This is a genomic window from Pseudomonas sp. GW821-FHT09H03 (assembly GCF_059415945.1).
Genome location: NZ_JBWKOF010000014.1, coordinates 159803 through 183623, shown reverse-complemented (window position 1 = coordinate 183623; position 23821 = coordinate 159803). Strand labels below are relative to the sequence as shown.

25 protein-coding genes are annotated in these 23821 nt (G+C 60.0%); 10 read left to right on the top strand and 15 right to left on the bottom strand.

The window, feature by feature from the left end:
• Window positions 1-80: 80 nt before the first annotated feature.
• Entirely contained in the window at window positions 81-989 is a 909-nt protein-coding gene (locus AC07OG_RS20510) for a LysR family transcriptional regulator (protein ID WP_060541113.1), read from the bottom strand.
• A 106-nt stretch (window positions 990-1095) separates the two neighbouring features.
• Here AC07OG_RS20510 and AC07OG_RS20505 point away from each other — a divergent pair, with 106 nt between their 5' ends.
• Window positions 1096-1695 (top strand): short chain dehydrogenase, encoded by a 600-nt coding sequence (locus AC07OG_RS20505; protein ID WP_495067923.1) that lies wholly within the window; start codon window positions 1096-1098, stop codon window positions 1693-1695.
• Between the two features lie 35 nt (window positions 1696-1730).
• Here AC07OG_RS20505 and AC07OG_RS20500 read toward each other — a convergent pair whose 3' ends face one another.
• Window positions 1731-2093 (bottom strand): hypothetical protein, encoded by a 363-nt coding sequence (locus AC07OG_RS20500; protein ID WP_495067922.1) that lies wholly within the window; start codon window positions 2091-2093, stop codon window positions 1731-1733.
• 176 nt (window positions 2094-2269) lie between these two features.
• On the opposite strand from AC07OG_RS20500, the gene AC07OG_RS20495 reads away from it, so the two are divergent.
• On the top strand, window positions 2270-2920 hold the full coding sequence (locus AC07OG_RS20495) for a COG3650 family protein (RefSeq protein WP_218424746.1): 651 nt from the start codon (window positions 2270-2272) through the stop codon (window positions 2918-2920).
• A 107-nt stretch (window positions 2921-3027) separates the two neighbouring features.
• Window positions 3028-4641 (top strand): NAD(P)/FAD-dependent oxidoreductase, encoded by a 1614-nt coding sequence (locus AC07OG_RS20490; RefSeq protein ID WP_060541109.1) that lies wholly within the window; start codon window positions 3028-3030, stop codon window positions 4639-4641.
• Between the two features lie 143 nt (window positions 4642-4784).
• Here AC07OG_RS20490 and AC07OG_RS20485 read toward each other — a convergent pair whose 3' ends face one another.
• Window positions 4785-5882: a PLP-dependent cysteine synthase family protein gene (locus AC07OG_RS20485; RefSeq protein WP_177336962.1), complete on the bottom strand. Its 1098-nt coding sequence runs from the start codon at window positions 5880-5882 to the stop codon at window positions 4785-4787.
• A 244-nt stretch (window positions 5883-6126) separates the two neighbouring features.
• Here AC07OG_RS20485 and nhaA point away from each other — a divergent pair, with 244 nt between their 5' ends.
• Window positions 6127-7311, top strand: coding sequence for a Na+/H+ antiporter NhaA (gene nhaA, locus AC07OG_RS20480; protein WP_495067921.1), 1185 nt, complete (start codon window positions 6127-6129; stop codon window positions 7309-7311).
• Window positions 7312-7463: 152 nt separating this feature from the next.
• Here the strand turns inward: nhaA and AC07OG_RS20475 are convergent, their stop codons facing one another.
• A complete protein-coding gene (locus AC07OG_RS20475; RefSeq protein ID WP_495067920.1) occupies window positions 7464-8477 on the bottom strand; it encodes an RHS repeat-associated core domain-containing protein in 1014 nt (337 codons plus the stop codon).
• 388 nt (window positions 8478-8865) lie between these two features.
• The gene (locus AC07OG_RS20470; protein ID WP_060541104.1) at window positions 8866-9330 is read right to left on the bottom strand and encodes an outer membrane lipoprotein; all 465 of its coding nucleotides are present in this window, start codon (window positions 9328-9330) and stop codon (window positions 8866-8868) included.
• 166 nt (window positions 9331-9496) lie between these two features.
• Between AC07OG_RS20470 and AC07OG_RS20465 the strand changes: the two genes are divergently transcribed.
• Window positions 9497-9733: a hypothetical protein gene (locus tag AC07OG_RS20465; protein ID WP_495067919.1), complete on the top strand. Its 237-nt coding sequence runs from the start codon at window positions 9497-9499 to the stop codon at window positions 9731-9733.
• Between the two features lie 5 nt (window positions 9734-9738).
• On the opposite strand, the gene pdxH is transcribed toward AC07OG_RS20465, so the two are convergent.
• The 5 genes from pdxH to dinG form a co-directional block, all read right to left on the bottom strand.
• Window positions 9739-10386, bottom strand: coding sequence for a pyridoxamine 5'-phosphate oxidase (pdxH, locus tag AC07OG_RS20460; protein ID WP_060541102.1), 648 nt, complete (start codon window positions 10384-10386; stop codon window positions 9739-9741).
• 24 nt (window positions 10387-10410) lie between these two features.
• Complete coding sequence (locus AC07OG_RS20455; RefSeq protein WP_495067918.1) at window positions 10411-11502, bottom strand: OmpA family protein; 1092 nt, start codon at window positions 11500-11502, stop codon at window positions 10411-10413.
• A gap of 114 nt (window positions 11503-11616) precedes the next feature.
• A complete protein-coding gene (locus AC07OG_RS20450; RefSeq protein ID WP_495067926.1) occupies window positions 11617-12762 on the bottom strand; it encodes a serine hydrolase domain-containing protein in 1146 nt (381 codons plus the stop codon).
• Window positions 12763-12920: 158 nt separating this feature from the next.
• A complete protein-coding gene (locus AC07OG_RS20445; protein ID WP_495067917.1) occupies window positions 12921-15422 on the bottom strand; it encodes a beta-agarase in 2502 nt (833 codons plus the stop codon).
• A gap of 96 nt (window positions 15423-15518) precedes the next feature.
• Entirely contained in the window at window positions 15519-17663 is a 2145-nt protein-coding gene (gene dinG, locus AC07OG_RS20440; protein ID WP_060541098.1) for an ATP-dependent DNA helicase DinG, read from the bottom strand.
• Window positions 17664-17762: 99 nt separating this feature from the next.
• Between dinG and AC07OG_RS20435 the strand changes: the two genes are divergently transcribed.
• The gene (locus tag AC07OG_RS20435) at window positions 17763-18227 is read left to right on the top strand and encodes a CopD family protein (RefSeq protein WP_495067916.1); all 465 of its coding nucleotides are present in this window, start codon (window positions 17763-17765) and stop codon (window positions 18225-18227) included.
• A 164-nt stretch (window positions 18228-18391) separates the two neighbouring features.
• Here AC07OG_RS20435 and AC07OG_RS20430 read toward each other — a convergent pair whose 3' ends face one another.
• The 4 genes from AC07OG_RS20430 to AC07OG_RS20415 form a co-directional block, all read right to left on the bottom strand.
• Window positions 18392-19150 (bottom strand): hypothetical protein, encoded by a 759-nt coding sequence (locus AC07OG_RS20430; RefSeq protein ID WP_060541096.1) that lies wholly within the window; start codon window positions 19148-19150, stop codon window positions 18392-18394.
• Window positions 19143-19421: a DUF1145 domain-containing protein gene (locus AC07OG_RS20425; protein ID WP_495067915.1), complete on the bottom strand. Its 279-nt coding sequence runs from the start codon at window positions 19419-19421 to the stop codon at window positions 19143-19145. The genes AC07OG_RS20430 and AC07OG_RS20425 overlap by 8 nt, the downstream gene beginning before the upstream one ends.
• A 148-nt stretch (window positions 19422-19569) precedes the next feature.
• Window positions 19570-20286 carry a PA1041 family peptidoglycan-binding anchor lipoprotein gene (locus AC07OG_RS20420; RefSeq protein ID WP_495067914.1) on the bottom strand — a complete coding sequence of 239 codons (717 nt, stop codon included), beginning with the start codon at window positions 20284-20286 and terminating at the stop codon, window positions 19570-19572.
• 89 nt (window positions 20287-20375) lie between these two features.
• The gene (locus AC07OG_RS20415; protein WP_060541093.1) at window positions 20376-21065 is read right to left on the bottom strand and encodes a PA1041 family peptidoglycan-binding anchor lipoprotein; all 690 of its coding nucleotides are present in this window, start codon (window positions 21063-21065) and stop codon (window positions 20376-20378) included.
• 189 nt (window positions 21066-21254) lie between these two features.
• On the opposite strand from AC07OG_RS20415, the gene AC07OG_RS20410 reads away from it, so the two are divergent.
• From AC07OG_RS20410 to AC07OG_RS20395, 4 genes are read left to right on the top strand one after another with little or no spacing between them, the layout of a single operon-like run.
• Entirely contained in the window at window positions 21255-21752 is a 498-nt protein-coding gene (locus AC07OG_RS20410) for a DUF6231 family protein (protein ID WP_060541092.1), read from the top strand.
• 4 nt (window positions 21753-21756) lie between these two features.
• Window positions 21757-22233, top strand: coding sequence for a YchJ family protein (locus AC07OG_RS20405; RefSeq protein ID WP_495067913.1), 477 nt, complete (start codon window positions 21757-21759; stop codon window positions 22231-22233).
• A 46-nt stretch (window positions 22234-22279) separates the two neighbouring features.
• Window positions 22280-22765: an LEA/WHy family protein gene (locus AC07OG_RS20400; protein ID WP_495067912.1), complete on the top strand. Its 486-nt coding sequence runs from the start codon at window positions 22280-22282 to the stop codon at window positions 22763-22765.
• 5 nt (window positions 22766-22770) lie between these two features.
• Window positions 22771-22980 (top strand): SEC-C metal-binding domain-containing protein, encoded by a 210-nt coding sequence (locus AC07OG_RS20395; protein ID WP_008083915.1) that lies wholly within the window; start codon window positions 22771-22773, stop codon window positions 22978-22980.
• Between the two features lie 148 nt (window positions 22981-23128).
• Here the strand turns inward: AC07OG_RS20395 and AC07OG_RS20390 are convergent, their stop codons facing one another.
• Window positions 23129-23689 (bottom strand): cysteine hydrolase family protein, encoded by a 561-nt coding sequence (locus AC07OG_RS20390; RefSeq protein WP_060541089.1) that lies wholly within the window; start codon window positions 23687-23689, stop codon window positions 23129-23131.
• Window positions 23690-23821: the final 132 nt, after the last annotated feature.

Genomic DNA, 23821 nt, shown 5'->3' with positions numbered 1-23821 from the left:
CGATTTATCGTTCAACAAATGAGTCGACTGATTCGCCGCCTTCGCGAGCAAGCCCGCTCCCACAAGGTCGAGGTGATGGCTCAAAGCCTGTCCAGCGCCTCGCCACTGCGTTTGAACCAGCCGATCAAATAGTCCGCCAGCACCTGCGTGCGCTTGGGCAAACCGCCCTGATACGGGTGCACCAGGTACATCGGCATGCTGCGGGTCTGATAATCGCGCAGGAGCCAGCGTAACCGCCCGTCAGCCAACTCCGCCGACAGGCAATAGGATGGCAGGCGCGCGATACCGGCTCCGGCCAACGCGGCTTTTTTCAGCAGGTTGTAATGGTTGCTGGCAAACGGCCCCGACACCGGCACTCGCAACAATTCGTGTTGCTGGTGATACAACCACTCTTCACGACCACTGTAATGGCTGTTAAGCAGGCAGCGATGCTCGGCCAGCGCCTGGGGTGTCTGTGGTTCGCCATACTGCTCCAGATAGGCCGGGCTGGCGCAGGTCATTTCGTGCCAGGCCAGCAACGGACGCGCCACCAGGCGCTGGTCGATGGCCACGTCAGAACGTATCGCCAGATCGAAGCCGTCGCGGGACAGTTCGCGATAGCTGTTGTTGAGCTCCAGCTCGATCTGCACTTCGGGGTACCTGGCTGAAAACTCCAGCAGCAGGCCATCGAAGAAGGTTTCGCCCAAAGATACCGGAACCGTCATACGCACCGGGCCGGCCATGTCGTCCTTCAAACGCGCCAGAGCCTGACGTGCCCGCTCTACTTGTACGACCAGTGCCTGAGCCTGGGGCAACAGCGCCGCACCCGCGGCCGTCAGGCTCAAGCGCCGGGTGGTGCGTTGCAGCAGGACCACGCCAAACTGTGTTTCCAGCTGACTGATGCGCTTGGATAACTGGCCTTTGCTGCAACCCAGTTGCTGGGCTGCCAAGGTAAAACTTCCCGCTTCGATCAACACGGCAAAGGCCGCCAGGTCATCCATCTCGCTCACGGATTGTTTCCATTTGAAAACCAAAGGTTGCCTATTAGTGCGCTTATCTCGAGAAAAAACCACCTTAGACTGAAGACTCGTTCAACCCACACGAGTATCAGCACCCATGAAAATTCTTTTGATCGGCGCAGGCGGCACCATCGGCTCAGCCGTGGACAAGGAATTGTCCCAACGCCACGAAATCATTCGTATCGGCCGTACCAGCGGTGATTTTCAGGTGGACATCAGCGACAGCACGTCGATTCGCAAACTATTCGAAAAAACCGGCAAGTTCGATGCGCTAGTATGCGCCGCCGGTAACGTGACCTTCGCGCCGTTGAGCGAAATGTCTGATGAGAGTTTTGCCCTGGGGCTGAAGGACAAGTTGATGGGGCAGGTCAACCTGCTGCTGATCGGTCGCGAATTCGCCAACGACAATGCATCCTTCACATTCACCACTGGCGTACTCAGCCACGACCCAATTTTCAGCGGAGCCTCGGCAGCACTGGTCAACGGCGCACTGGACAGCTTCGTCCGCGCCGCCGCCATCGAACTGCCACGCGGCCTGCGGGTGAACTCGATCAGTCCGAATGTCCTCGTCGAGGCCATGGGCAAATACGCACCCTACTTCCGTGGTTTCAAACCGGTTCCTGCGGCGGATGTGGCGTTGGCCTACGCCAAGAGTGTGGAAGGCCTGCAGACCGGCCAGACATTCCATGTAGGCTGAAGAGGTTCAATGTGCGGCGCTGGCCCGGCGCCGCCTTACCGTGGTGATGGTTCCAGCAGCCTGGGCAACAGGTTACGGGCTGTTTCGGGCGGCAAAACGACCATCAGAGCGGGGCCTTCTAGGGCCGATTGAATAGTCGTGGTCGACACCAGCATTGAGTCGATAAAAAGTTTCAGGGGCTGATGCAGGTTCTCCCGCGTTACCTGCGCCATGCGGTGTTGCGCATCAGGGCTGAGCGTGACTCGAAGAATGATGAAATCGGGATCATGGGCCCCCTTGAGATCCACGCTTATCTCAGTAAAGTCCGACGCGGATGACATGGCGATCTCAGCTGCCAGGCAGTGCAGCGCCCCCATCATCCCCAGCGCCACCCACAGAGCTTTGGCTGATCCCCTCATAACACCTCCCGCAAACAGATGACCAACAAGGTTAGACGCATAGCCCTGCAACCTTGTAGTTGAAGTAAAAGCGAATGTTACTTGTGCCGCAGCTCGGTCCATGACAATTGCCGGCCATGGGTTGTGATGAGCGGTAAGGCTGAGTAACGTGGCGGCACCTGTCAGGAGACCCCAAGATGCGTGTTGCCCGTTCCTTAGTCCTCGTTGCCCTGCTTCCGCTGTTCGCCGCTTGCCAATTGTTCGATACAGACCGGCAGAGCGCCTCCCATACCGGTCAGACCCGCATGCAGGGCCAGCTGACTGCGGTAGACGGCCAACTGATGTTCCAGCCATGCAACCAGCCGGCGCGTTACACGGTCAACGACAGCGGTGGCACCAGTGTCCTGCAGGAAGCGGCGACCCTCGCCGATGCCAAGGGCAATCTGTTCGCCGACGTGCGTGGGCGCTTAGTGGAAGGCCGTCTGGACCTGGAAAAGTTGTATCGGGTCGAGCGCTCGGGAACCGCGTGCAACGATCCCGACTTCAAGCTGCTGATCCTGCGCGCTGCTGGCCACAAACCCGAATGGAGCGTGAAAGTCAGCGGCAAGGGCATGATCATCGAGCGCGCCGGCCAGAAACCCCTGGCGCTGCCCTATGTCGAAGAGCAACTGGGCGATGGCCGCTTCAATCTCAGCAGCGAAGCCAACAACCAGCGCATTGAACTGTGGGTCGCGCCGCAACGTTGCGTCGACAGTAACGGCAGCATCCAGCACATGACTGCCGAACTGCGCATTGACGGTCAGGTGCAGCGTGGCTGCGGGCATTTCGGCGGCGCGCGTGACGACTGATTCGACGAGATGCGGTTTTTGCCTCACTGGACTGCGCCATTGAGGCTTATAATCGCGGGCTACAAACGCCCTGGCGCAGTTGTGCGCCCCGCGAACCGGATCCCGCCATGTTACGAATCACCGAACTCAAGTTGCCGATCGACCATCCCGAAGAAGACCTGCGCCCTGCCATCGTGCAGCGCCTGGGAATCGCCAGCGATGACCTGCTCGATTTCACCTTGTTCAAGCGCAGCTACGATGCGCGTAAAAAGTCCTCCGAGCTGTGCTTCATCTACACCATCGACCTCAATGTTCGCGATGAGGCGGCGGTGCTGCACACGTTCGCCGATGACCGTAACGTCAACGTGGCGCCGGATGTCAGTTATAAAATGGTCGGCCAGGCGCCGACCGACCTGAGTGCACGCCCGATCGTCGTCGGCTTCGGCCCGTGCGGGATTTTCGCCGGGCTGCTGCTCGCGCAAATGGGCTTCAAGCCGATCATCCTCGAGCGCGGCACCGAAGTGCGCCAGCGCACCAAGGACACCTGGGGCCTGTGGCGTAAAAGCGTGCTCAACCCCGAGTCCAACGTGCAGTTCGGTGAAGGTGGCGCCGGGACCTTCTCCGACGGCAAGCTCTACAGCCAGATCAAGGACCCGAAATTCCTCGGCCGCAAAGTCCTGCACGAGTTCGTCAAGGCCGGCGCGCCGGAAGAAATCCTCTACGTCAGCAAACCGCACATCGGTACGTTCCGCCTGACCGGCGTTGTGGAAAACATGCGTGAGCAGATTCGCGCGCTGGGCGGCGAAGTGCGCTTCCAGCAGCGCGTCACCGATGTATTGATCGAGGACGGCCAACTGGTCGGCGTCGAACTCAATGGCGGCGAGCAGATCCACTCGAAGCACGTGATTCTGGCCCTCGGCCACAGCGCCCGCGATACTTTCCGCATGCTCCACGGCCGTGGTGTGTACATGGAAGCCAAGCCGTTCTCGGTAGGTTTCCGCATCGAGCACCCGCAGTCGCTGATCGACCGCGCGCGGCTGGGCAAATACGCCGGCCACCCGAAGCTCGGCGCCGCCGATTACAAACTGGTGCACCACGCTAAAAATGGCCGTTCGGTCTACAGCTTCTGCATGTGCCCGGGCGGCACAGTGGTGGCCGCGACCTCCGAGCCGAACCGTGTGGTCACCAACGGCATGAGCCAGTATTCGCGTAACGAACGCAACGCCAACTCCGGCATCGTCGTCGGCATCACTCCGGAAGTCGACTATCCGGGCGGTCCATTGGCCGGTATCGAATTGCAGGAACGCCTGGAGTCCCACGCCTTCGTACTGGGCGGCAGCAACTACGAAGCGCCGGCGCAACTGGTTGGCGACTTCATCGCCGGCAAGCCCTCCACCGAACTGGGCAGCGTGGAGCCGTCTTACAAGCCGGGCGTTGCCCTGGGTGATCTGGCCCTGGCCTTGCCGGACTTCGCCATCGAAGCGATTCGCGAAGCCTTGCCGGCGTTCGAGAAGCAGATTCGTGGTTACTCGCTGCACGACGCGGTGTTGACCGGAATCGAAACCCGCACCTCGTCACCGTTGCGCATTACCCGCAACGACACGATGCAGAGCCTGAACGTGAAAGGCTTGTTCCCGGCCGGTGAAGGCGCGGGTTATGCCGGTGGGATTCTGTCGGCGGGGGTAGACGGGATCAGGATTGCTGAAGCCGTGGCTCGCGATATCCTGGGCCTGGAAGCCTGATACCTGAAACGACACAATCCCCCTGTAGGAGCGAGCATGCTCGCGAAAAACCATAGGTCACCGCGTTTATCCAGCATACCCGCGATATCGTTGACGACCTTCGCGAGCATGCTCGCTCCTACAGGGGACTTCAGTGTCTGAAATCAGATATTGGCGCGCAAAACCGAAGCCGGCAGCGGCTCACCACGCTCCACCGTCGCCGCCACCGCATCGATCAAGCCACTCAACTCATACCCCTGGGCCTTGAGCCAATCCTGATCGTAATAGGTCGTGGCATAGCGCTCGCCGCTGTCGCACAAAATCGCCACCATCGAGCCCTTCTCCCCCGCCTGCGCCATATGCTGCGCGGCCATCAAGGCGCCGATCAGGTTGGTTCCGCTCGACCCACCCACGTGCCGCCCCAGACGCTGCGCCAGATAATGCATGGCCGCCAGTGACAAGGCGTCCGGCACCTTGACCATCGCGTCGATCACCTTGGGCAGGAACGAAGCTTCCACTCGCGGCCGGCCAATCCCTTCAATGCGCGAACCGTGGTCCAGACGCAGAGTGGCATCACCCGTCCTGTAGTAATCAAAAAAAACCGAGCGCTCGGCGTCGGCACACAACACCCGGGTGCCATGCTGGCGATAACGCACGTAACGCCCCAGCGTGGCCGTGGTGCCACCGGTGCCGGGGCTGGAAATCAGCCAGCTCGGCTCGGGGTGCTGCTCGAAACGCATCTGCTGAAAGATAGACTCGGCGATGTTGTTGTTCGCCCGCCAGTCGGTGGCGCGCTCGGCATAGGTGAACTGGTCGATGAAATGACCGTCGTGCTCGCGAGCCAGGCGCTCGGACTCGGCGTAGATCCGGGTCGGATCGTCGACCAGATGACATTGGCCGCCATAAAACGCAATTTGCGCGATCTTCTCTTTGGACGTGGTCGCTGGCATCACTGCAATGAACGGCAAACCGAGCATGCGGGCGAAGTACGCCTCGGAAATCGCCGTCGAACCACTGGACGCTTCAATCACCGGCGCACCGGGCTTGAGCCAGCCGTTACACAAGGCATAGAGAAACAACGAACGCGCCAGCCGATGCTTGAGGCTGCCGGTGGGATGACTGGACTCATCCTTGAAGTACAACTCGATGCCCGCAAAACCCGGCAGCGGCAAGGGGATCAGGTGGGTGTCGGCGCTGCGCTGGAAATCGGCTTCGATAATCCGGATCGCTTCGCGCGACCACTGTCGGTTGTCGCTCATGATGGTTTCTCTGATTCAGGCAAGAGTTGAACGGGTCACACGGCTCAGCCAGCAAGTTTAGGAATAATCCTGCATCCGGCACAGGTACAGCTGAGGTTCAATACGTCCGGCAACTGCTAGGCTCAGATTCGTGCCAAGCAATCGCGTTGTAACGGCATATAACAAAAAAGAATATAACTTTTGTTTTAACAACTAACGGTACGGGTTAGGGTGTGCCACCTTTTGAATTCACAGATGGAGAGCGACCTTGCCTCTGCGTAGCACTTTCACGCGCTTCTTTCAGATGGAAGCTGCCAGCGGTCTATTGCTGATCGCTGCCGCCGTTCTGGCCCTGATCATCAACAACTCGTCACTGTCGTGGCTTTACAGCGGCCTGCTCGACACCCCGGTGGTGGCACAGATCGGCGCACTGAAAATCGCCAAGCCGTTGCTGCTATGGATCAACGACGGACTGATGGCGCTGTTCTTCCTGCTGATCGGCCTGGAAGTGAAGCGCGAAGTACTCGACGGCCAACTGTCCCAACCGTCGCAGATTGTCCTGCCCGGCGCGGCGGCCATTGGCGGCATGGTGGTGCCCGCGTTGATCTACTGGTACCTCAATCGCGACAACCCGCCAGCCCTGAACGGTTGGGCGATCCCTACCGCCACCGACATTGCCTTCGCCCTCGGCGTACTGGCGCTGCTGGGTAAACGTGTTCCGGCTTCGCTGAAACTGTTCCTGATGACCCTGGCGATCATCGACGACCTCGGCGCGATCGTCATCATTGCGATCTTCTACTCCGGCTCGTTGTCGACCCTGTCCCTGGCGCTGGCGGCGGCCTGTATCGCGGCGCTGATCGCCATGAATCGCCTGGGCGTGGTGAAACTCGGACCCTATATGATCATCGGCTTGATCCTGTGGGTCTGCGTACTCAAGAGCGGTGTACACGCCACGCTGGCCGGCGTGACCCTGGCCTTCTGCATTCCGCTGCGCACCAGAAATGCCGAGACGTCACCATTACTCACCCTTGAGCATGGCCTGCACCCCTGGGTTGCCTACGGCATCCTGCCACTGTTCGCCTTCGCTAACGCCGGCCTGTCCCTGAGCGGCGTCACCGTCGACAGCTTTACCCACGATGTGCCGATGGGCATTGCGGTTGGCCTGCTGCTGGGCAAGACCATTGGCGTGTTCGGCCTGACCTGGCTGGCAGTGAAAATCGGCATCGCCGCCCTGCCCCAGGGTGCCAACTGGGGCCAGGTACTGGGTGTGGCAATCCTTTGCGGCATCGGCTTCACCATGAGCCTGTTTGTCGGTTCTCTGGCCTTCGAACCGGGCGTCAGCGATTACGCCGGGATGGATCGGATGGGGATCCTGACCGGATCGCTGTTGGCCGCCCTGATCGGTTATGCGGTGACGGCGATGGCGAGTCGTAAGAGCACGCCGGTCAGATAAACATCAACAGCCCGAGCATCATTCAAGATGCACCCTGCGTCGCTGATCCTCCAGATTTCGTTAACATCGGTGGCCCCTTCATTAGGGGCTACCGGCGGAAAAGCGACGGACGTTTTAACTGTAGAATCCACTGCCCAGATTAAAAATCCTTACTAGGTTCGACTCCCATCTGGCCATACCGTCAGCACTTCTCTAGAGTTAGGGAATCGATAGTATTCGCCATCTGGAAGGGGATCCAGACCTGTGATTCCTCTAATAGCGGCTGACTGAGTTGAAAGTTTAAGCTCTGAACCCTTGCGTACGCGCATGAAGGCTTTAATCTCGACCATTTGCTCCGGTTTTATATCAACGACGTAAAGAGTGCGTTTCGACTCGTTTGTAACCCTGACGTTGATAGGCATTGTTTTTGGGGCATTGTTAAAGGATGAGTTCTGAAAAGTTAAATTGACTTCTGGAGGGCCGAATCCTTTAAAATCCGGAGTCACCCCAACAGGGCTCAAAGAAGGTTTATTTGAATTTGCATCGGAACTCGTAGAGCGCTCACCGATAACATTTCGTTGCACTACATTCCCCATAGGCCTAGGTTTTCTCATAACGCCTAAGCCTCTTAAGAAAGACTTCAGGAAACCAGGTGTATGCCCTGAACGATCCTCGTAATTCACTGGATCCCCCGTACAATAAGCATATGCATTCAACCCGCCCTTGCCAAACGGACTTAAATTGTCCGGGCTATTGAATCGCATCAATACCGGGTTAAACGCTCGATAACCATTCCCCAACAAATAATGTCCGGTCACCGGATCAGTCCTTTCCCCGTTGAAACCAAGCAAACTGAGCAATCCGCCGTCTAATGGACGATGGCCATAGGGAGTGTAGACGAGAGATTCTGGTTGGCGTCCCGCTTCGAGTACGTTCAACACCGAATGCTGCAGATCAGTGGCGAACAAAATGGTGCCGGCTACTCCACCGTGATACATGTATTGCGCGAGCACCTGATCATCATTCTGAAAAATCGAGCGATGCACTGCGTACTCGATTTCGGTAGACAGTCGATCCTTTAGATAAAATCGCAGGGTGCTGGACTGCCCGAATGGCGTACATACACCAAGACGATCCAGCGGATCGTACTCATAGCGACAGAGCAGGGTTTCAAGTTGGGATTGCATGGGTGAGCACCCCATCAGTCAATTGAATTAGTACTTACTATCGCTCAACTTTCCAACGCCCGCCACTATCAGAACTGATAGTACAACCGGATAAACGCCTATGAGGGAAAAACCGTGCCCGAGCTACTGGATGGTGTATATCTGAACATTAGTGCCTATTGATAGACTCTTTCAAAATCCGTCCCGCAGCTACCCCTGCCGCTTTTGTTAACGGCAATAATCCATTTTTTGGGCCGCCTATCCGTAGAGGAAATACAGGGAGATAAACTTCACCATCCAGTCTTCTTATTCCAGCTCAGCTGGAGAACAGAAACCGAAGCAATGGTTCCACAAACAAAGAACCCCGACCAGTCACCTGATCGGGGTTTTCTTTTAGCCGTTTTGGGTTTTAGTGGGAAACGCGGCTGGTTCCATCGACGGTCGAAATACGCACACGTTCGCCAACACGGAACACTTCGTTTTCCTGAACCTGTTGCACGTAGGCGCGCATGCTGCCGTCGTCTTCGCGAACGGTGATCTCCACGCCCTGGGTGCGGGTCAGGCCTTCTTCGGCGGCAGAACCGATCAGGCCACCCGCCACGGCGCCGATGACCGCAGCCACGATGCTTCCGGTACCCCCACCGACGCTGCTGCCGCCCACGCCGCCGACGACCGCGCCTGCCGCGCCACCGATCGGGGTCTTGGTGCCCTCGATCTTCACCGGACGCAAGGCTTCGATGGTGCCCATGCGGATGGTCTGCACACGACGGGCTTCGTCACGGGAGTAGGAGTCACCGGTCAGGCTCGATTGGCAACCAGTGAGCAACATCGCCATGGTGGAAAAGGAAGCAACCAGCAGAACAGACTTACGCATAACATCAACTCCAAAATAACAGGTGTTCATTAAACCCCGCAGCTTGACGCCTGTCACGGCGCGCCCCGGATAATCGTGCTTTGATTCAGGCGCCATACAGGCGCTTCATGAACCCGACACAAGGTAGCTGCATATCCGGACGCTGCGCTACCGACACAGGATTTCCATGGATTACTTTATCATTGTCGTCACTACCGCCGCCGGTCTGTACTTCCACTGGTGGTTGTACGTACGGATCAAACGCTGGATGGACCGCGACCTGGCGTTGTCGCTGGCAGGCAAAGACGAGCGCAAAAGAGACTACATGCTCGAACAACTGGCCAACGCCCAAGCGCAGAAAATCAAGCGTCGGGACCTGTCAAAGTGGCTGGAGACCGCAGCGGCAGGCTACCCCGATCAGTAGACTGTTCAGGGTGCCAGGCGTTCAAGAATCCAGTCGGCGCCCTGTTGGCGGTAATTGAGACGGTCATGCAGGCGACTCGAGCGCCCCTGCCAGAACTCGATACGCTCCGGGAGCAAACGGTAACCGCCCCAGTGCTCAGGGCAGTGGGGCTGAGTGTCGCTGAATCGTTGCTCGGTGTTCTTGAGCAGTGCTTCCAGCTCACCCCGATCGGCAATCACCCGGCTTTGCGGCGATGCCCAGGCCCCCAGACGGCTGCCCAGCGGGCGAACCTGAAAATAGGCGTCGGATTCTTCAGGGGTGACCTTCACCACCCGACCTTCAATTCGCACCTGACGCTCCAGGGCCGGCCAGAAAAAAGTCATGGCCGCGAACGGGTTCGCAGCCAGGTGCTGGCCCTTGGCGCTGTCGTAGTTGGTGAAGAAGGTGAAACCCTGCTCGTCCAGGCCCTTGAGCAGCAGAATGCGGCAATGCGGCCGACCGTCCTGATCCACCGTCGCCAACGTCATGGCATTGGCCTCCACCGGTGCCTGTTCGGTTTTCACCGCATCGGCGAACCACCGGTGGAACAATGCAAATGGCTCGACCGGGGCTTGCGCCTCGGCCAGGCCATCACGGGTGTAATCACGACGCATATCAGCCAGGCCCTGGGTCATGGCGCATTCCTTATGGTTAACCAATCACTTCTTTACAGTATCGGCGGCGGCGACTTTCTTGTCAGCCGTGGAGGCCTTGGCTGGTGCGGTCTTTTTCGCCGGGGTCGCAGTCTTGGCTGGCGCTTTGTTGGCAGGGGCTTTCTTCGCCGGCGCTTTTTTCGCGGTTGGAACCGCGGCCTTTTTGGCAGCCGGAGCCGGAGTCACGGGTTTGGCGACAGGCTTGATGTCCTGCGCGGCAACCAGGGTCACCGGCGCCGGAGCAGGCATGTTGTACTTGCTCAGCAAGGCCACCATGGTGTTCTGTGGAGTCACCAGCAACTCCACGCGGCGATTCAACGCTCGACCTTCGGCGCTGTCGTTGGCAGCACGCGGCGCATTGCCACCCATGCCACGCAACATCAGGCGATCACGCTGCAGACCGCTGAGGCGGAAGATCGCTGCGATCGATTGCGCGCGTTCCTGGCTGAGCTTCACGTTGGCCGGCGCGGCACCCGAGGTATCGCTGTGCCCGAGCACCAGCACGGCAGTCTTGGAATCAACTTCCAGGATTTTGGCTACGCGGGTGAACGGACCGAGTGTGACGGGCAGCAGCATCGCCGGACGGTCAGGGTTGAATGTACCTTCGACCGGTGCCGTCACCACCAACACGTTTTCGCGGCGTTCGAGTTGCAGGTTGCTGCCCTTGATGGCTTCACGCAGGCGTGGTTCGTAGTCATCGAGCCAGGCCTGGGTGACTTTCGGATCAGGCATCGGCACGGCTTTGCTGGTGCTCTGGTCGGTACCACCGAACGGCCACCACCACTTGCCGCCGGCATCGGCTTCGGCCTTGGCTACGGCCACCGGTTTGGCCTGGTCTTTCACCTGCGACTTGACCGCAGCCTTGTCGGCGCTGTCGTCGGAATCGAACGGCCAGTACCAGTGGCTGGCGCTTTCAGTCTTCGCCACCGGAGTGGTTACGAAAGGGTTCTGAGGCGCCGGGGCCGGCTCTTTGGCGGCGACTTTCTCGGTGGAACCGAACGGCCACCAGCTGCCGCCATCGGAATCTTTTTGTGGAGTCTGTGCACAACCGGTAATAGCGAAGCACAGGGCCAAAGCGAGCGTTGGTTTAGATGACATTGGATATCCACAAAAATCGAGTAATGAAAAATCAGACCGGTTCGGCCCGGATAAACAGACGCTTTGAAACTCAAAAAGCTTTCCGGTTCCAGCCCTGGAACCCTCGAGCAGGTTTTACAGACAGGTGGCCAGAACCCGCACCAGCTTTTGCGCACGCGGGTCCATCAAGACGTACGGTCCCAGGGTATTTGTCACAAAACCAAAGGCTACATCGTGCTCCGGATCGGCAAAACCGATGGAGCCACCAGCCCCAGGATGACCGAACGCGCGTGAACCCAGGCCGAAGGTGGCGTTGGGTACATTCGGTTGATCAAGCATGCAACCCAGACCGAAACGGGTGCGGGTCAATAAAGTCTTGTCTTCGCCGATGCTGTGCTCGCGGGTCAGCTCATCGAGCATTTCGCTTTCCAGCAGGCTGCCATCGAGCAGGCCGGCATAGAACCCGGCGAGACTGCGCGCATTGCCATGGCCATTGGCCGCCGGCTGCTGCATGCGTCGCCACTCCGGCTTGTTGGTGCTGGTCATGATCGACGGCGGGTTGGTGAACGCCCGAGTGGTCATGGCCGTCGGTTCGCGCATGGTCACCTGCAGCAAGCGCTGGGCCGCGGCATCGCCGACATTGCCCTTGCCGCGCGCGATGTGCGCCACGCGATGGGACTCTGCATCGTCCAGACCGACATGGAAATCCAGGCCCAACGGCTTGGCGACTCGCGCCACGATCGACTCACCCGGCCCGCGACCGTCGACCCGGCGCAGCAACTCGCCGACCAGCCAGCCGTAGGTGATTGCCGCGTAACCGTGACCTTCACCCGGTGTCCACCATGGTGCTTCGGCGGCCAGGGCGTCGACCATGGTTGGCCAGTCGTAAAGGGCTTCGGGGGCCAGCAACTCGCGTAACGCCGGTAGCCCGGCCTGATGGCAAAGCAGTTGGCGCAGGGTCACCGATTCCTTGCCGGCCGCGGCGAATTCGGGCCAGTAGCGCGCCACCGGAACGTCCAGTTGCAGCTTGCCTTCGGCCACCAGTTGCAGCGCCGTGACGGCAGTGAAGGTCTTGGTGCAGGAGAACAGGTTGGCAATGGTGTCGCTGTGCCAGGCCTCGGCGCCATCCTTGTCGGCAGTGCCAGACCAGAGGTCCAGTACCGTTTCCCCGCCGACCTGGATGCACAACGCTGCGCCACGCTCCTGAGGATCGTCGAACAACGCTGCAAACGCTTCGCGCACTGCCTCGAACTTAAGCTCGTAATGACCCTGAATCTGCACCCGCAACTCCCTGGATAAACGTTCTACAAAAGTGGTGGGCATTGTTCCAGCCCTTGAGGGTTTTGGGAACAGGGTTTGGCCGGGCGGTTGATTCAAGGGCAAGATCAAAAGATCGCCGCCTGCGCCAGCGCCTACAGAAGCTGCGGGCTGCGATCTTTTCAGTGACCTTTGCCGGAATGCCCACCAACGCCCTTCCCCGGCCCTTTGCCGGCTTCGGCTTTGCGCCCGCCCTCGGCATCGTGACTCGCTTTGTCGACCTCGGCTGCGGCCTTCTCGGCTTCTTTGCCCATCTGGTCGGCGGTCGCCAGGTTGCTCCTGCGTACGCTCTCGACAAAGCCCTGGAACGGCAAGTCGGTAATGCCCACGAGCCCGAAATGACCGTTCTCGCCATCGAGCAGGCGTCCGGTCACGGGTTGATCGAGGTACTGGAACCAATGCACGCCGACAATCGACGGTTCGCTCAGCGCCTGCTTGAGGAAGTTCGCGTAGGCCGGGCCACGGTCCTCTTCCTTGGCCAATTGTGTCACGCCGCCCCAGAACGGGCCGCGGTCCGCCGAGCCGAAGTTGAACTCGGTGATCAATACCGGTTTGTCGAGGCTGCGCAGTCTGGTGAAGTCGTAACCATCATGGGGCTGCAGGGTGTACATGTTGAAGCTCAATACGTCGCAATACTGCGCGCAAGACTCCACCGCTTCCGGGGTGCTGATGGCAAACCGGCCGCCGAGCAGCATCTGGTTCGGCGCATGCCACTTGAGTGAATCGGAGATGGTCTTGAAGTAGGTGTCGGCGAAGACCTTCTGGAAGTACTTGAAGTCGGCTTCGATTTCCGGATGCTCGGCGCTCGGCAACGGCGCACTGAACCCCGGGTCTTCCATCAGCTCCCAGGCTGGCAGGTCGATACCCCAGGCTTTCGACAGGCCTGCCTGGTTGCGGTATTTGTCGCGCAACTGCTTGAGGAATGCGCGCTTGGCCGGCACGTCGGTGGTCATCTTCAAGGTGCCGTAAGCCAGGGCATAACGGGCTTTGGGGTCATCGCCGGGACCGGCCCAGGCCAGTTCGTTGTCGGCGTAGTAACCGATCAGCCACGGGTCGTCGCGATGATCGCGGGTGGCGATGGCCACGGCGCGCTCGGTAGCCATGGCAAAGCGCGGGTCGAACGGGTCAGGCATGCCGCCCCACCAATCGGTACCGGTACTGATGCTGGCGTAGTCGCCGACGATCGACAGTGGCAAGGTGTAAGGGACGCGGTCCGCCCCGGCCAGCATTGGAGCGCTCCAGTTGCCGACGGTATTGAAGCCCCAGGCTTGCAGGCGATCCAGGGTATGGCTGGCCCAGCGTTGCTGGTCAAACTCGGCTTTGCAAGGTTCGGCTGGTGACTGCTCGACTGCTTTTGCCACCGTTGCCTGGGCGGCGTCGGCCTTGGCGACTTCCGCGACACCGGCCTCGGCGCTCGATGGCACCACGGGTTGCGCACCAGCCTTGTCTGCCGTCGCTTCGACCGCGTCTGCCTTGGCTGCCTCGGCGACACCGGCCTTGGTATCGCTGCCCAATGCGCAGGGGTTGCCATACAAGCGCTGCAAGTTGGCGCCGTAGAAATCGTACCAGCGCCCGGCGTTGTATCCACGGCCCTGGTCGGCACCGTTGCCGCCGCGGTTGTCACCTTCACCGTAGTGACGGGCCAAGGCTTCGTCAGCCTTGGGCAAGGATTCGAACATCCACTCGCGACCGGCGACGTAAGTCTGGTTGACGTCCGGGGTGACGGTGTTGACCCCCAGCGAGTAGAACGGGTGCCCTTGCGGAGTCACCAGATACCAGCGCCCATCACGCTTTTCACTGCGGAAGAACCCACTGGCCCTGAACACCGGGCCAGTGGTCAAGCCGCCGAATTTGTCCAGGGGCGACTTCTCGCGCTCGGCCAACCAGATTTTCAGTTGCTGCTGCTCCTTGGCAGCGGCGCCTTTGAGCTGCTCATCGTTGCTGATTTTTTCCGGCCACCGGGCGCGGGTCGACTGGCCATAGGCATCGACCAACCCACCGTATACAGCCCGGCTGATCGACTCGCCGTCCTGCACGCCGAAGCGCTCCAGCAGTATGCTTTGTGCGGCTTGCGGCTGATCCATCGACAGGCTGACCGACACCACCTGCCGGGCGTCCAGTTCCCCGGCACTGCTGGCCAGCAGGATGCGCTGGCCTTCGACGGTCATTGGCATCGGCGGCCCGGCTTTCATGCCCTGATTCAGCGGCGACGCTGGTTGCAGCGGCACCAACAAGGTCTGCGCGGGCCCGGCCGGCAGATCGACGCGGCTGGTCAGGGTCTTGCCATCATTGCTCTGGATGGTCACGTACAGGGTCACGGCCCAGTTCATGGCGTTCTGGATCCGCAGGCTCATGACGCTCGACCCGGACCAGTCCCAGGCACCGGTTTGCGGAGTCAGGCGCAGGGTCGGGCGCGCCACCGGATTGAACGTTACCCGGCGCAGCACTTCGCCTTCCGGGGTCTGTTCAGCGTTGGATTGCGGCAGGCTGGCGTCCTGAGTCGCCACCTGGACCACATCGGCGGGGCGCACAAAGTTGAATAGCGTTTGCGGGCCTGCGGGTGCGGCCAACAGGGGCGTTGCGAACAACAGGGCAAAAACGGCAGGTAACGAACGGCGAATCATGAGAACGAAATTCTCCCTAACGACCTTCAATGGGCCTGCGAAATAAAGATGGCTGAGAGATAGACAACGCGGTGGGCAAAACCGCCCACCGGTTACTCAGGAAATTTCGCGTCGGAAGGGAGGCAATGCGTTGAGGATCGCTTTGCCATAGCGTTGGGTGACCAGGCGCCGGTCAAGCAAAGTGATGGTGCCGCGGTCTTCTTCGGTGCGCAGCAAGCGCCCGCAGGCCTGCACCAGTTTCAGCGAGGCGTCCGGCACGGAGATTTCCATGAACGGATTGCCGCCACGGGCTTCGATCCATTCGGCAAGGGCCGCTTCGACCGGATCATCGGGCACCGAGAACGGAATCTTGGCGATGACGACGTGTTCGCAATAGGCGCCCGGCAAGTCGACCCCTTCGGCGAAACTCGCCAGTCCGAACAGAACGCTGGAATCCCCGCCATCGACCCGCGCCTTGTGTTTGTTCAGGGTTTCCTGTTTCGACAGGTTGCCCTGAATGAACACTTGCTTGCGCCAGTCGCGGTCCAGGCCGTCGAATACGTCCTGCATCTGCTTGCGCGAAGAGAACAGCACCAGCGTGCCCCGCGAGCCTTCGACCAGCTCCGGCAGATCGCGGATGATTGCCGCAGTGTGAGCCGCCGCATCACGGGGGTCGGCGTTTAGGTTCGGCACTCGCAGCACGCCGGCATCGGCGTGATGGAAGGGGCTCGGGACCACGGCGGTCACGGCTTTTTTTGGCAGGCCGGCACGCATGCGAAAGCGATCGAAGGTGCCCAGCGCGGTCAGGGTCGCCGACGTCACCAGCGCGCCATAGGCCACGTTCCACAGATTGCGCCGCAGCATTTCCGCCGCGAGGATGGGACTGGCGTTGACCTCGATATCAAACAGCGAACCGCTTTCGGCCAGGGTCAGCCAGCGCGCCATCGGCGGGTTGTCTTCCGGGTCTTCAGCGGTGAACGCGACCCACAACTCCCAATTGCCGGATGAGCGCGACAGCAGGCTGCCGAACAATGGATACCACTCTTCGGCCTGGTTGCTGGCGATGCCGATGTTGACCTCGCCGTCCATGCCTTCCTTGAGCAACTCGGTAAGGCGGGTGAACAGATCGGTCAGGCGCGCGAAACCCTTCTTCAGCTCGACGCCCATCTCGCGCATGTGTTCGGGAATCACCCCGCCGACAAAGCGATGACGAGGTCGTTCGCGACCTTCAACATCTTCGCCGGGCTTGAAATCGGCAACCTGTTCACAGGCGGTGAACATGAACTGCTGCTGGGTCTTGATCTCCCGTGCCAGCTCCGGCACCTGTTCGATCAACTTGCCCAGATCGCCCGGCAACGGGTGTTGGGCCAGCAGCTTGGTGAGATTCTTGGCGGTGGTTTCCAGCCAGTCGGCGGTGGAGCGCAGGCGGGTGTAATGGGCGAAATGGCCGATGGCCTTGTCCGGCAGGTGATGGCCTTCGTCGAACACATAGATGGTGTCGCGCGGGTCCGGCAGCACTGCGCCGCCGCCCAGGGCCAGGTCAGCCAGGACCATGTCGTGGTTGGTGACGATCACGTCGACCTTGCCCATGCCTTCGCGGGCCTTGTAGAAGGCACACTGGCCGAAGTTCGGGCAATGACGGTTGGTGCACTGGCTGTGATCGGTGGTCAGGCGTGCCCAGTCTGCATCTTCAAGCGCCGTGGACCAACTGTCGCGGTCGCCGTCCCATTTATTGCCGGCGAGCTTCTCGATCATGCTGGTGAACAGCTTCTGACTGGCCTCATCGACCTCGATCTTGAAGCCCTCTTCCTCGAACAACTGCGCGGTAGCGGTTTGCGCATGACCTTCCTGGAGCAACATGTCGAGCTTGGACAGGCACATGTAGCGCCCGCGTCCCTTGGCCAGGGCGAAGCTGAAGTTCAGCCCGCTGTTGCGCATCAGATCGGGCAAGTCCTTGTAGACGATCTGCTCCTGCAGGGCCACGGTGGCCGTGGCGATCACCAGGCGCTTGCCGGCGGCCTTGGCCGTGGGAATCGCCGCCAGGCTGTAGGCCACGGTCTTGCCGGTACCCGTGCCGGCTTCCACCGCGACAATCGCGGGCTCGCCACTGCGCCGGCCTTCATCGTCGGTGTCGATGTCACCGAGAACCTTGGCGACTTCGGCGATCATCAGGCGTTGGCCGTAGCGCGGCTTGAGGCTCTTGGCTTCGAGAAAACGCGAGTAGGCGCCCTGGATCGTGGTTTTGAGTTCAGTGCTGATCATGAATTGTCGGGCGCAAAAAACGCTGGATAAATTTTCAGTGGTTCGGTTCGGCCGCTATCATACCCCGCTAATGAATCCTGCGCAGAACGGAGTACCCCAATGACACCTTTTGGCATCGTTTACACCCTGCATGTCCTCGCCGCACTGGTCTGGGTCGGCGGCATGTTTTTCGCCTGGATGGTCCTGCGCCCTGCGGCAGTCAAGGCGCTGGAGGGCCCTGCCCGGCTCAAGTTATGGGTAGAAGTGTTCCCGGGGTTTTTCCGCTGGGTCTGGGCAGCCGTGATACTGCTGCCTGTCAGCGGCGTGGGCATGCTGCACATGCAGTTCAACGGTTTTGAAGCCGCGCCACGTTATGTGCAGGTAATGATGGGTTTGTATGTGGTAATGACGGCGCTGTTTATCCGTATTCAGGCGCTGATGTTGCCGGAACTGCGTACGGCGGTAACCGCACAGGATTGGCCGGCAGGTGCGGCGGTGCTGGGGCGGATTCGTCGATTGGTGGGGATCAATTTATTGGTTGGTCTGGTGCTGGTTGCAATTGCCGCGGCACGCCCGACGCTTTAAAAGCTGCTCCTGACCCGGCTCTCTCCCACCGACAGCGAATTACTGTGGGAGCGAGCCTGCTCGCGATGTTCTCAAACTCACCGCTGTTATCCAGACAGTGCAGGCCATCGCTGGCCTCCATCGCGAGCAGGCTCGCTCCCACAAAAGCCCCGCGAAGGAACAGGTTACAACCGCTGCACCGTCACCGAACCCGGCGCGCCTTCAGGCCCGGGTTGACCATCGGCACCAGGGCGCCCGCTCTTGCCGCCATCGGCGTTATAAATGAGACAGCCCTTGGCCTTGCCACCCGCCCCCGGCTTGCCGCCAGGGCCGGCTGCACCACCGGCACCGCCGGCCACCTGGACCTTGATGCGTTCTGCCGGATAGTCGTGCGGCACTGCCAGTTTAACCAGCGCGCCTGGTGCCCCCGGCTGGCCGTTACTGCCATCGCTGCCATCAGCACCGCGACCGGCCTGGCCCCAGGTGCAGCCCGGGGCCTGCCCGTTGGCACCGTCGAGGCCGACAAACCCCGGCGCGCCCGCGCCACCGCGAGCATCGACCAACAATTGCGGTGCATTCAGTGACTTTATCTGCACATCAATACTTCGCCCGGCACGGGCAGCCTTCTCGTACGTACCCGGCGCACCCCGCGCGGTGATCTGGCTGCCTTCGGCAAGGTCGGCCCGATGCACCTTCAGCGCCAGCGCCTGTTCGCCGGGCACGATGGCGATCCGCGCTTCGTGGCCCAGGTGCAGTTCACCCACTGTGACTTCGGTTACGTTCGCAGGAATCAGCAACGTCCCGTAGTCCGCCACTTCCAGGCGCTCCAGTTGCAGGGTGCTGGCGGTGTTGGGCAGGCGCATCAGCGAATTGGTTTCGACGCTCACCACCTGTGCGCTGGCCAATGGACTTACGAGAGCGGCAAGCAGACAGAGTTTACGCATGGGAAGCCTTCGATGTGGCAGGAGCCGGAATGGTTTGCAGGTGGAATACGCCGAAAATGACGATCTTCAGACGGTCAAGCCAGGGATGGGCGCGCCCTTTGAGGCTGCGGTTGCACAGCAGCACTTCCAGTAGATGGATGAATGCCAGGAAGCCGCCGGCCAGATTGACCAACGGGTGCAGCGGATAGCTGAACGGCACGAGCAGATTGACCAGCACCACCAGCCAGAACAGCAGGGTCAATAACTTGCCCAGCCCCCATAACACCTTCATACGCGCTCCCAACAAATATTATTCTTTGCGCGCACAGTAACGGCTTCCACGCGGGATAAGCCAGAGGGCAACGGAAATATCTTCATGGAGGCCGCCGAACGGCCGTCGCCACGCGTTAAATTAACGTGCGACGGCTCTATTTCAAGGCTCAGCGGTTGATGTGCAGCTCTACGCGACGATTTTTCGCGCGGCCTTCATCTGTTTCGTTGTCAGCCACCGGCTGACTCTCGCCCTTGCCTTCACTGGTGAGTTTGTTCGGCGCCACCCCCTGACTCAGGAGATAATCGGCCACGCTGCTGGCGCGCCGCTCCGACAAGCCCTGATTGTACTCGTCCGAACCTACGCTATCGGTATGACCAACTACCTTGATGCTCACCACGCTGGCGTCTTGCAGCTTGCCCATCAGGTCGTCCAACTGACTCTTGGCCGCAGGCGTGAGGTCGGACTGGTCGAAGGCAAACAGTACATCGCCAGCATCGCTGAGGGTGATGACCTCGACTGGCACCGGTTCGGCAGGTTGCGCAACAGGGTACTGTGGCAACGGGCAACCGTGATGTTCGACCGGGGTATCGGCTGGTGTATCGGGACAGCGGTCACGGCGGTCGAACACGCCGTCGCCGTCTTCGTCACCATCCTGGGCATAGCAGATCAAGCCGCCGGCCAAAACGCCGAGCGCCGCGCCGCCACCGGCCCAACCGGCACTTTCAATCGCGCCCAGGCCTCCACCGACCAGGCCGCCGATAAGGCTGCAGATAGGCCAGGTTCTTTGATTGAGGGGGGCAGTGCCATCACTGTGAGTAGCGCAGCCGGTCAGCAGGCTGCCTATTAGTAGAACCGGAAGGACGGTCCTTGTGAGAACGATCATATTGAAAGCTCCTGTGTATCCGGCCAATACCGGTTACACAGGAGTAAAGACCCGCATCCGCGACTGCACAAGCCGCGGATGCGAGGGGGTTAGCGGTTAATTTTGATTTCGGTGCGACGGTTCTGTGCACGGCCGTCAGCGGTGGAGTTGTCGGCAACCGGCTGGCTTTCACCGGCACCCACAACGGACACGAAGTTACTGCGTGGCACGCCGCTCTCAATGAGATACTCAACCACAGAGTGGGCGCGTTTATCCGACAGTTTCTGGTTGTAAGTATCGCTACCCACGCTGTCGGTATGGCCGGTTACGGTCAATTGAGCAGTAGGAGCTTCCGCTTTCAAGCGCGTGGCAATCTTGTCGAGAACCTGCTTGTCGGACTCGGTGAGCGTAGCTTTGTCGAACTGGAAGTGAACATCGCGAATAACGATGGTTTCTTCCTTGACCACGACCGCCTCTTCAACCACCGGAGCAGGTGGTGGGCAACCGTTAGCATCTACCGTTACGCCTTTAGGCGTACCAGGGCACTTGTCGCGGCTGTCCGGCACACCATCGCCGTCTTCGTCGCCATCACCGTGAACCCAGCAATAGGCTGCGGCCGTGCCGCCCACCAGCAGCGCGCCATAACCGGCCCATGCCGAGCTTTCGGTCGCACCGAGGCCCGCACCCACGACACCTCCGACCGCCGCACAGGTCGGCCAGTCGGTTTTCTGCAAACCTGCACAACCAGTCAACACACTGGTGAGCAGAACCAAGGGTAATGCTGTCCGAACTATGCTCATCTAGTTTTCTCCTGAGGGATCGGCTTAGAACCGATTCACCTAGTAAAGACCCGAGTATTAAACTCCGCCAGAAAAGGGTCAGGCTGTTTAACAGTGTATTTACGACAGGTTCCTGGTTATGCCGAACAGACGCTCTAGGCCCGGACGTTCAGGCAGGCTAGTCTTGGCAGATCTGATTGAGGAACTTTGATGACTGCAGGTATTTCTTCACGCACGCCGCAACAGGCACTGGCCGCCTTACTGGACCGCTACGCACCTGCGCGCCTCTTGCTGATTGGCGCCAGCGAGTTCCCGGCGCTGGAGGCTTTCAAACTCGCGCACCCGGACAGCTGCGTCGCCTGCGCCCCGCCCGGAGCACTGCCTGCCGAGCTGGCAGCCCGGCGCTTCGACCTGGCGCTGGTGGTCGATTGCCTGGAGCATCTGCCCAAGCGCGAAGGCCTGAACCTGTTGGGCGGCATTCGAAATCTCAATGCCAGCCGTATCGCGGTGCTGGCGGATCTGGCAGCCTGTGGTTGGCAGGAGACCGACTTTTTTTCCCTGGCCCTGCAAGCCAGCGAGCGCTTTGAGCGCGAAGAACAGCAATTGACCTTGTTCACTTACGATCTGCTTGAATACAAACAAGTGCCCGACTGGCTTAATTCTCGCTTCTGGGCCAATCCGGAAAACTTCGGGAAATATTGGTGGTAACGCAATGAGTACACCCATTTGCCCTTGCGGCAGCGGTACCCTGCTCGACGCCTGCTGCGGTCATTATCACGCCGGCCATCCGGCTCCGTGCGCAGAAGCCTTGATGCGTTCGCGTTACAGCGCCTATGTGCTGGGCCTGGTCGATTACCTGGTGGCGACCACCCTGCCCGCGCAACAAGCTGGCCTGGACCGTCAATCGATCAGCGACTGGAGCGCCCAAAGCACCTGGCTGGGGCTTGAGGTGGAAAGCTCCGAAGTCCTCGGCGGTCAGCCCGAACATGCGTTCGTGACCTTCACCGCGCGCTGGCATGACAGCACCGGCGAGCACAGCCATCGCGAGCGTTCATCGTTCGTGCAGAACGCCGGGCACTGGTATTTCATCGACCCTACCGTAGCGCTCAAAGCGGGTCGCAACGATGCCTGCCCGTGTACCAGCGGACAGAAATTCAAAAAGTGTTGCGCGGGTTACTTCAGCGTTTGATGTGACATTCAGCGGCTAGACTGGGGGGCAAGGGAGAACCACCACCATGACCATCCGGCCTACCGCGTTTCATCTGTTCGCCCTGCTCCTGTTCCTGGGGCTCAGTGGCTGTGCGTCATGGTTCAGCGACGATGCTCTGGAGCCCGAGGTTCATTTGGTCAGGGTCGAAGTCGTGCGCGCCAGACTGCTGGATCAGAAATTCATCCTGCACTTTCGCGTCGACAATCCCAATGACAGCGACCTGACCGTACGCGGCCTGGAATACCGCATTCATCTGGCGGACATTTTGCTGGCCGAAGGCGAGTACGAACACTGGTTTACCGTCGGCCCCAAACACAGCGCCTATTTCAAGGTGCCGATCCGCACGAACCTGTGGCCAAAGGTCCGTGACCTGGTCAAACACCTGAAAAATCCCAAGAAGTCCATTCCCTATCGTCTGGACGGTGAAATGGAAACCGGTTTATTCATCGCCCACTACGTGCACCTGGCGCGTAATGGCGTGATAATCCCCGCCGATTTAATTCCGGAGTAACCCCGATGACCCAGCAACCTCATGTCCATGGCCCTGACTGCAACCACGATCATGATCACGACCATCATCATGATCACGACCACGGCCATGTCCATGGCCCGAATTGCGGCCACGCTCACCAGGAGCCGGTGCGCAACGCCCTGAAAGACGTTGGCCGCAACGATCCGTGCCCATGCGGCAACGGCAAGAAATTCAAGAAGTGCCACGGCGCTTGATGCTTCGGGCGAAGGTCTGCTTCGCCTGTTGAATCGCCTTCGCGGGCAAGCCCGCTCCCACAGTGAACTGCGCCTGACACAGGACCTGTGTTCACCGTCGATCCTGTGGGAGCTGGCAATCCCTTTGCGGCGAACTGGCTCGCGCTGGTTACCGGCCAGCTTTCAGAATGAGCCCGGTGCTGACGACCGTTGCATATTCGCCATGCAAATTCCCCAGCGACATTGCATGAACCTCCTCGGCTGAATGCGCCTTACCAAAGTAGTCGGCCTTGTCGAAGGTAAAGCACGCATCCTCCACCACCCAGGCATCAAACCCCAGGTTGCCCGCCGTACGCGCCGTGGATTCCACCGAGTTGTGGGTGGCCACGCCGACGATGATCAACTGCCCGATCTGTGCATCGCGCAACTTCGCCTCAAGCCCGGTGGCGCAAAACGCGTCCGGAACCTGCTTCTGGATCAGCCATTCCCCGTGTTGTGGCGCAAAACGTTGCTGAAATTCAACTCCCGATTGCTGCGGCCAGAACACCGAATCTTCTGACCGGGACAAGTGCTGCACATGAATCACCGGCCGAGCGCTGCGCCGCCATTGCCCCAGCAGCTCCAGCATGCGTTCTTCGGCCTGGGCATTATTTCGCCGACCGAGCCGCGGATGCAGGATGCCTTTTTGTTGATCGATGATGATCAGCGCTGCGTTTGCCTGGAGCTCCATGCCTACTGTACTCATGCACAATCATTGGATTTGCTCCACTTCAGCATTACTCCCCGTGACTGACAAGCGCGATATTTTTGCGCTTCATCTGACAAATCCTGAAATAACTTCTTGCCCCGCTTGCGCGGCCAT

Coding starts and splice junctions, on each gene's coding strand:
- AC07OG_RS20470 (WP_060541104.1), bottom strand. CDS start 9,330: ATGCGTAAGTCTGTTCTGCTGGTTGCTTCCTTTTCCACCATGGCGATG.
- AC07OG_RS20405 (WP_495067913.1), top strand. CDS start 21,757: ATGAGTACACCCATTTGCCCTTGCGGCAGCGGTACCCTGCTCGACGCC.
- AC07OG_RS20430 (WP_060541096.1), bottom strand. CDS start 19,150: ATGCGTAAACTCTGTCTGCTTGCCGCTCTCGTAAGTCCATTGGCCAGC.
- AC07OG_RS20420 (WP_495067914.1), bottom strand. CDS start 20,286: ATGATCGTTCTCACAAGGACCGTCCTTCCGGTTCTACTAATAGGCAGC.
- AC07OG_RS20455 (WP_495067918.1), bottom strand. CDS start 11,502: ATGTCATCTAAACCAACGCTCGCTTTGGCCCTGTGCTTCGCTATTACC.
- dinG (WP_060541098.1), bottom strand. CDS start 17,663: ATGATCAGCACTGAACTCAAAACCACGATCCAGGGCGCCTACTCGCGT.
- AC07OG_RS20425 (WP_495067915.1), bottom strand. CDS start 19,421: ATGAAGGTGTTATGGGGGCTGGGCAAGTTATTGACCCTGCTGTTCTGG.
- AC07OG_RS20490 (WP_060541109.1), top strand. CDS start 3,028: ATGTTACGAATCACCGAACTCAAGTTGCCGATCGACCATCCCGAAGAA.
- AC07OG_RS20465 (WP_495067919.1), top strand. CDS start 9,497: ATGGATTACTTTATCATTGTCGTCACTACCGCCGCCGGTCTGTACTTC.
- AC07OG_RS20390 (WP_060541089.1), bottom strand. CDS start 23,689: ATGGAGCTCCAGGCAAACGCAGCGCTGATCATCATCGATCAACAAAAA.
- AC07OG_RS20395 (WP_008083915.1), top strand. CDS start 22,771: ATGACCCAGCAACCTCATGTCCATGGCCCTGACTGCAACCACGATCAT.
- AC07OG_RS20475 (WP_495067920.1), bottom strand. CDS start 8,477: ATGCAATCCCAACTTGAAACCCTGCTCTGTCGCTATGAGTACGATCCG.
- AC07OG_RS20445 (WP_495067917.1), bottom strand. CDS start 15,422: ATGATTCGCCGTTCGTTACCTGCCGTTTTTGCCCTGTTGTTCGCAACG.
- pdxH (WP_060541102.1), bottom strand. CDS start 10,386: ATGACCCAGGGCCTGGCTGATATGCGTCGTGATTACACCCGTGATGGC.
- AC07OG_RS20505 (WP_495067923.1), top strand. CDS start 1,096: ATGAAAATTCTTTTGATCGGCGCAGGCGGCACCATCGGCTCAGCCGTG.
- AC07OG_RS20410 (WP_060541092.1), top strand. CDS start 21,255: ATGACTGCAGGTATTTCTTCACGCACGCCGCAACAGGCACTGGCCGCC.
- AC07OG_RS20500 (WP_495067922.1), bottom strand. CDS start 2,093: ATGAGGGGATCAGCCAAAGCTCTGTGGGTGGCGCTGGGGATGATGGGG.
- AC07OG_RS20415 (WP_060541093.1), bottom strand. CDS start 21,065: ATGAGCATAGTTCGGACAGCATTACCCTTGGTTCTGCTCACCAGTGTG.
- AC07OG_RS20495 (WP_218424746.1), top strand. CDS start 2,270: ATGCGTGTTGCCCGTTCCTTAGTCCTCGTTGCCCTGCTTCCGCTGTTC.
- AC07OG_RS20400 (WP_495067912.1), top strand. CDS start 22,280: ATGACCATCCGGCCTACCGCGTTTCATCTGTTCGCCCTGCTCCTGTTC.
- AC07OG_RS20435 (WP_495067916.1), top strand. CDS start 17,763: ATGACACCTTTTGGCATCGTTTACACCCTGCATGTCCTCGCCGCACTG.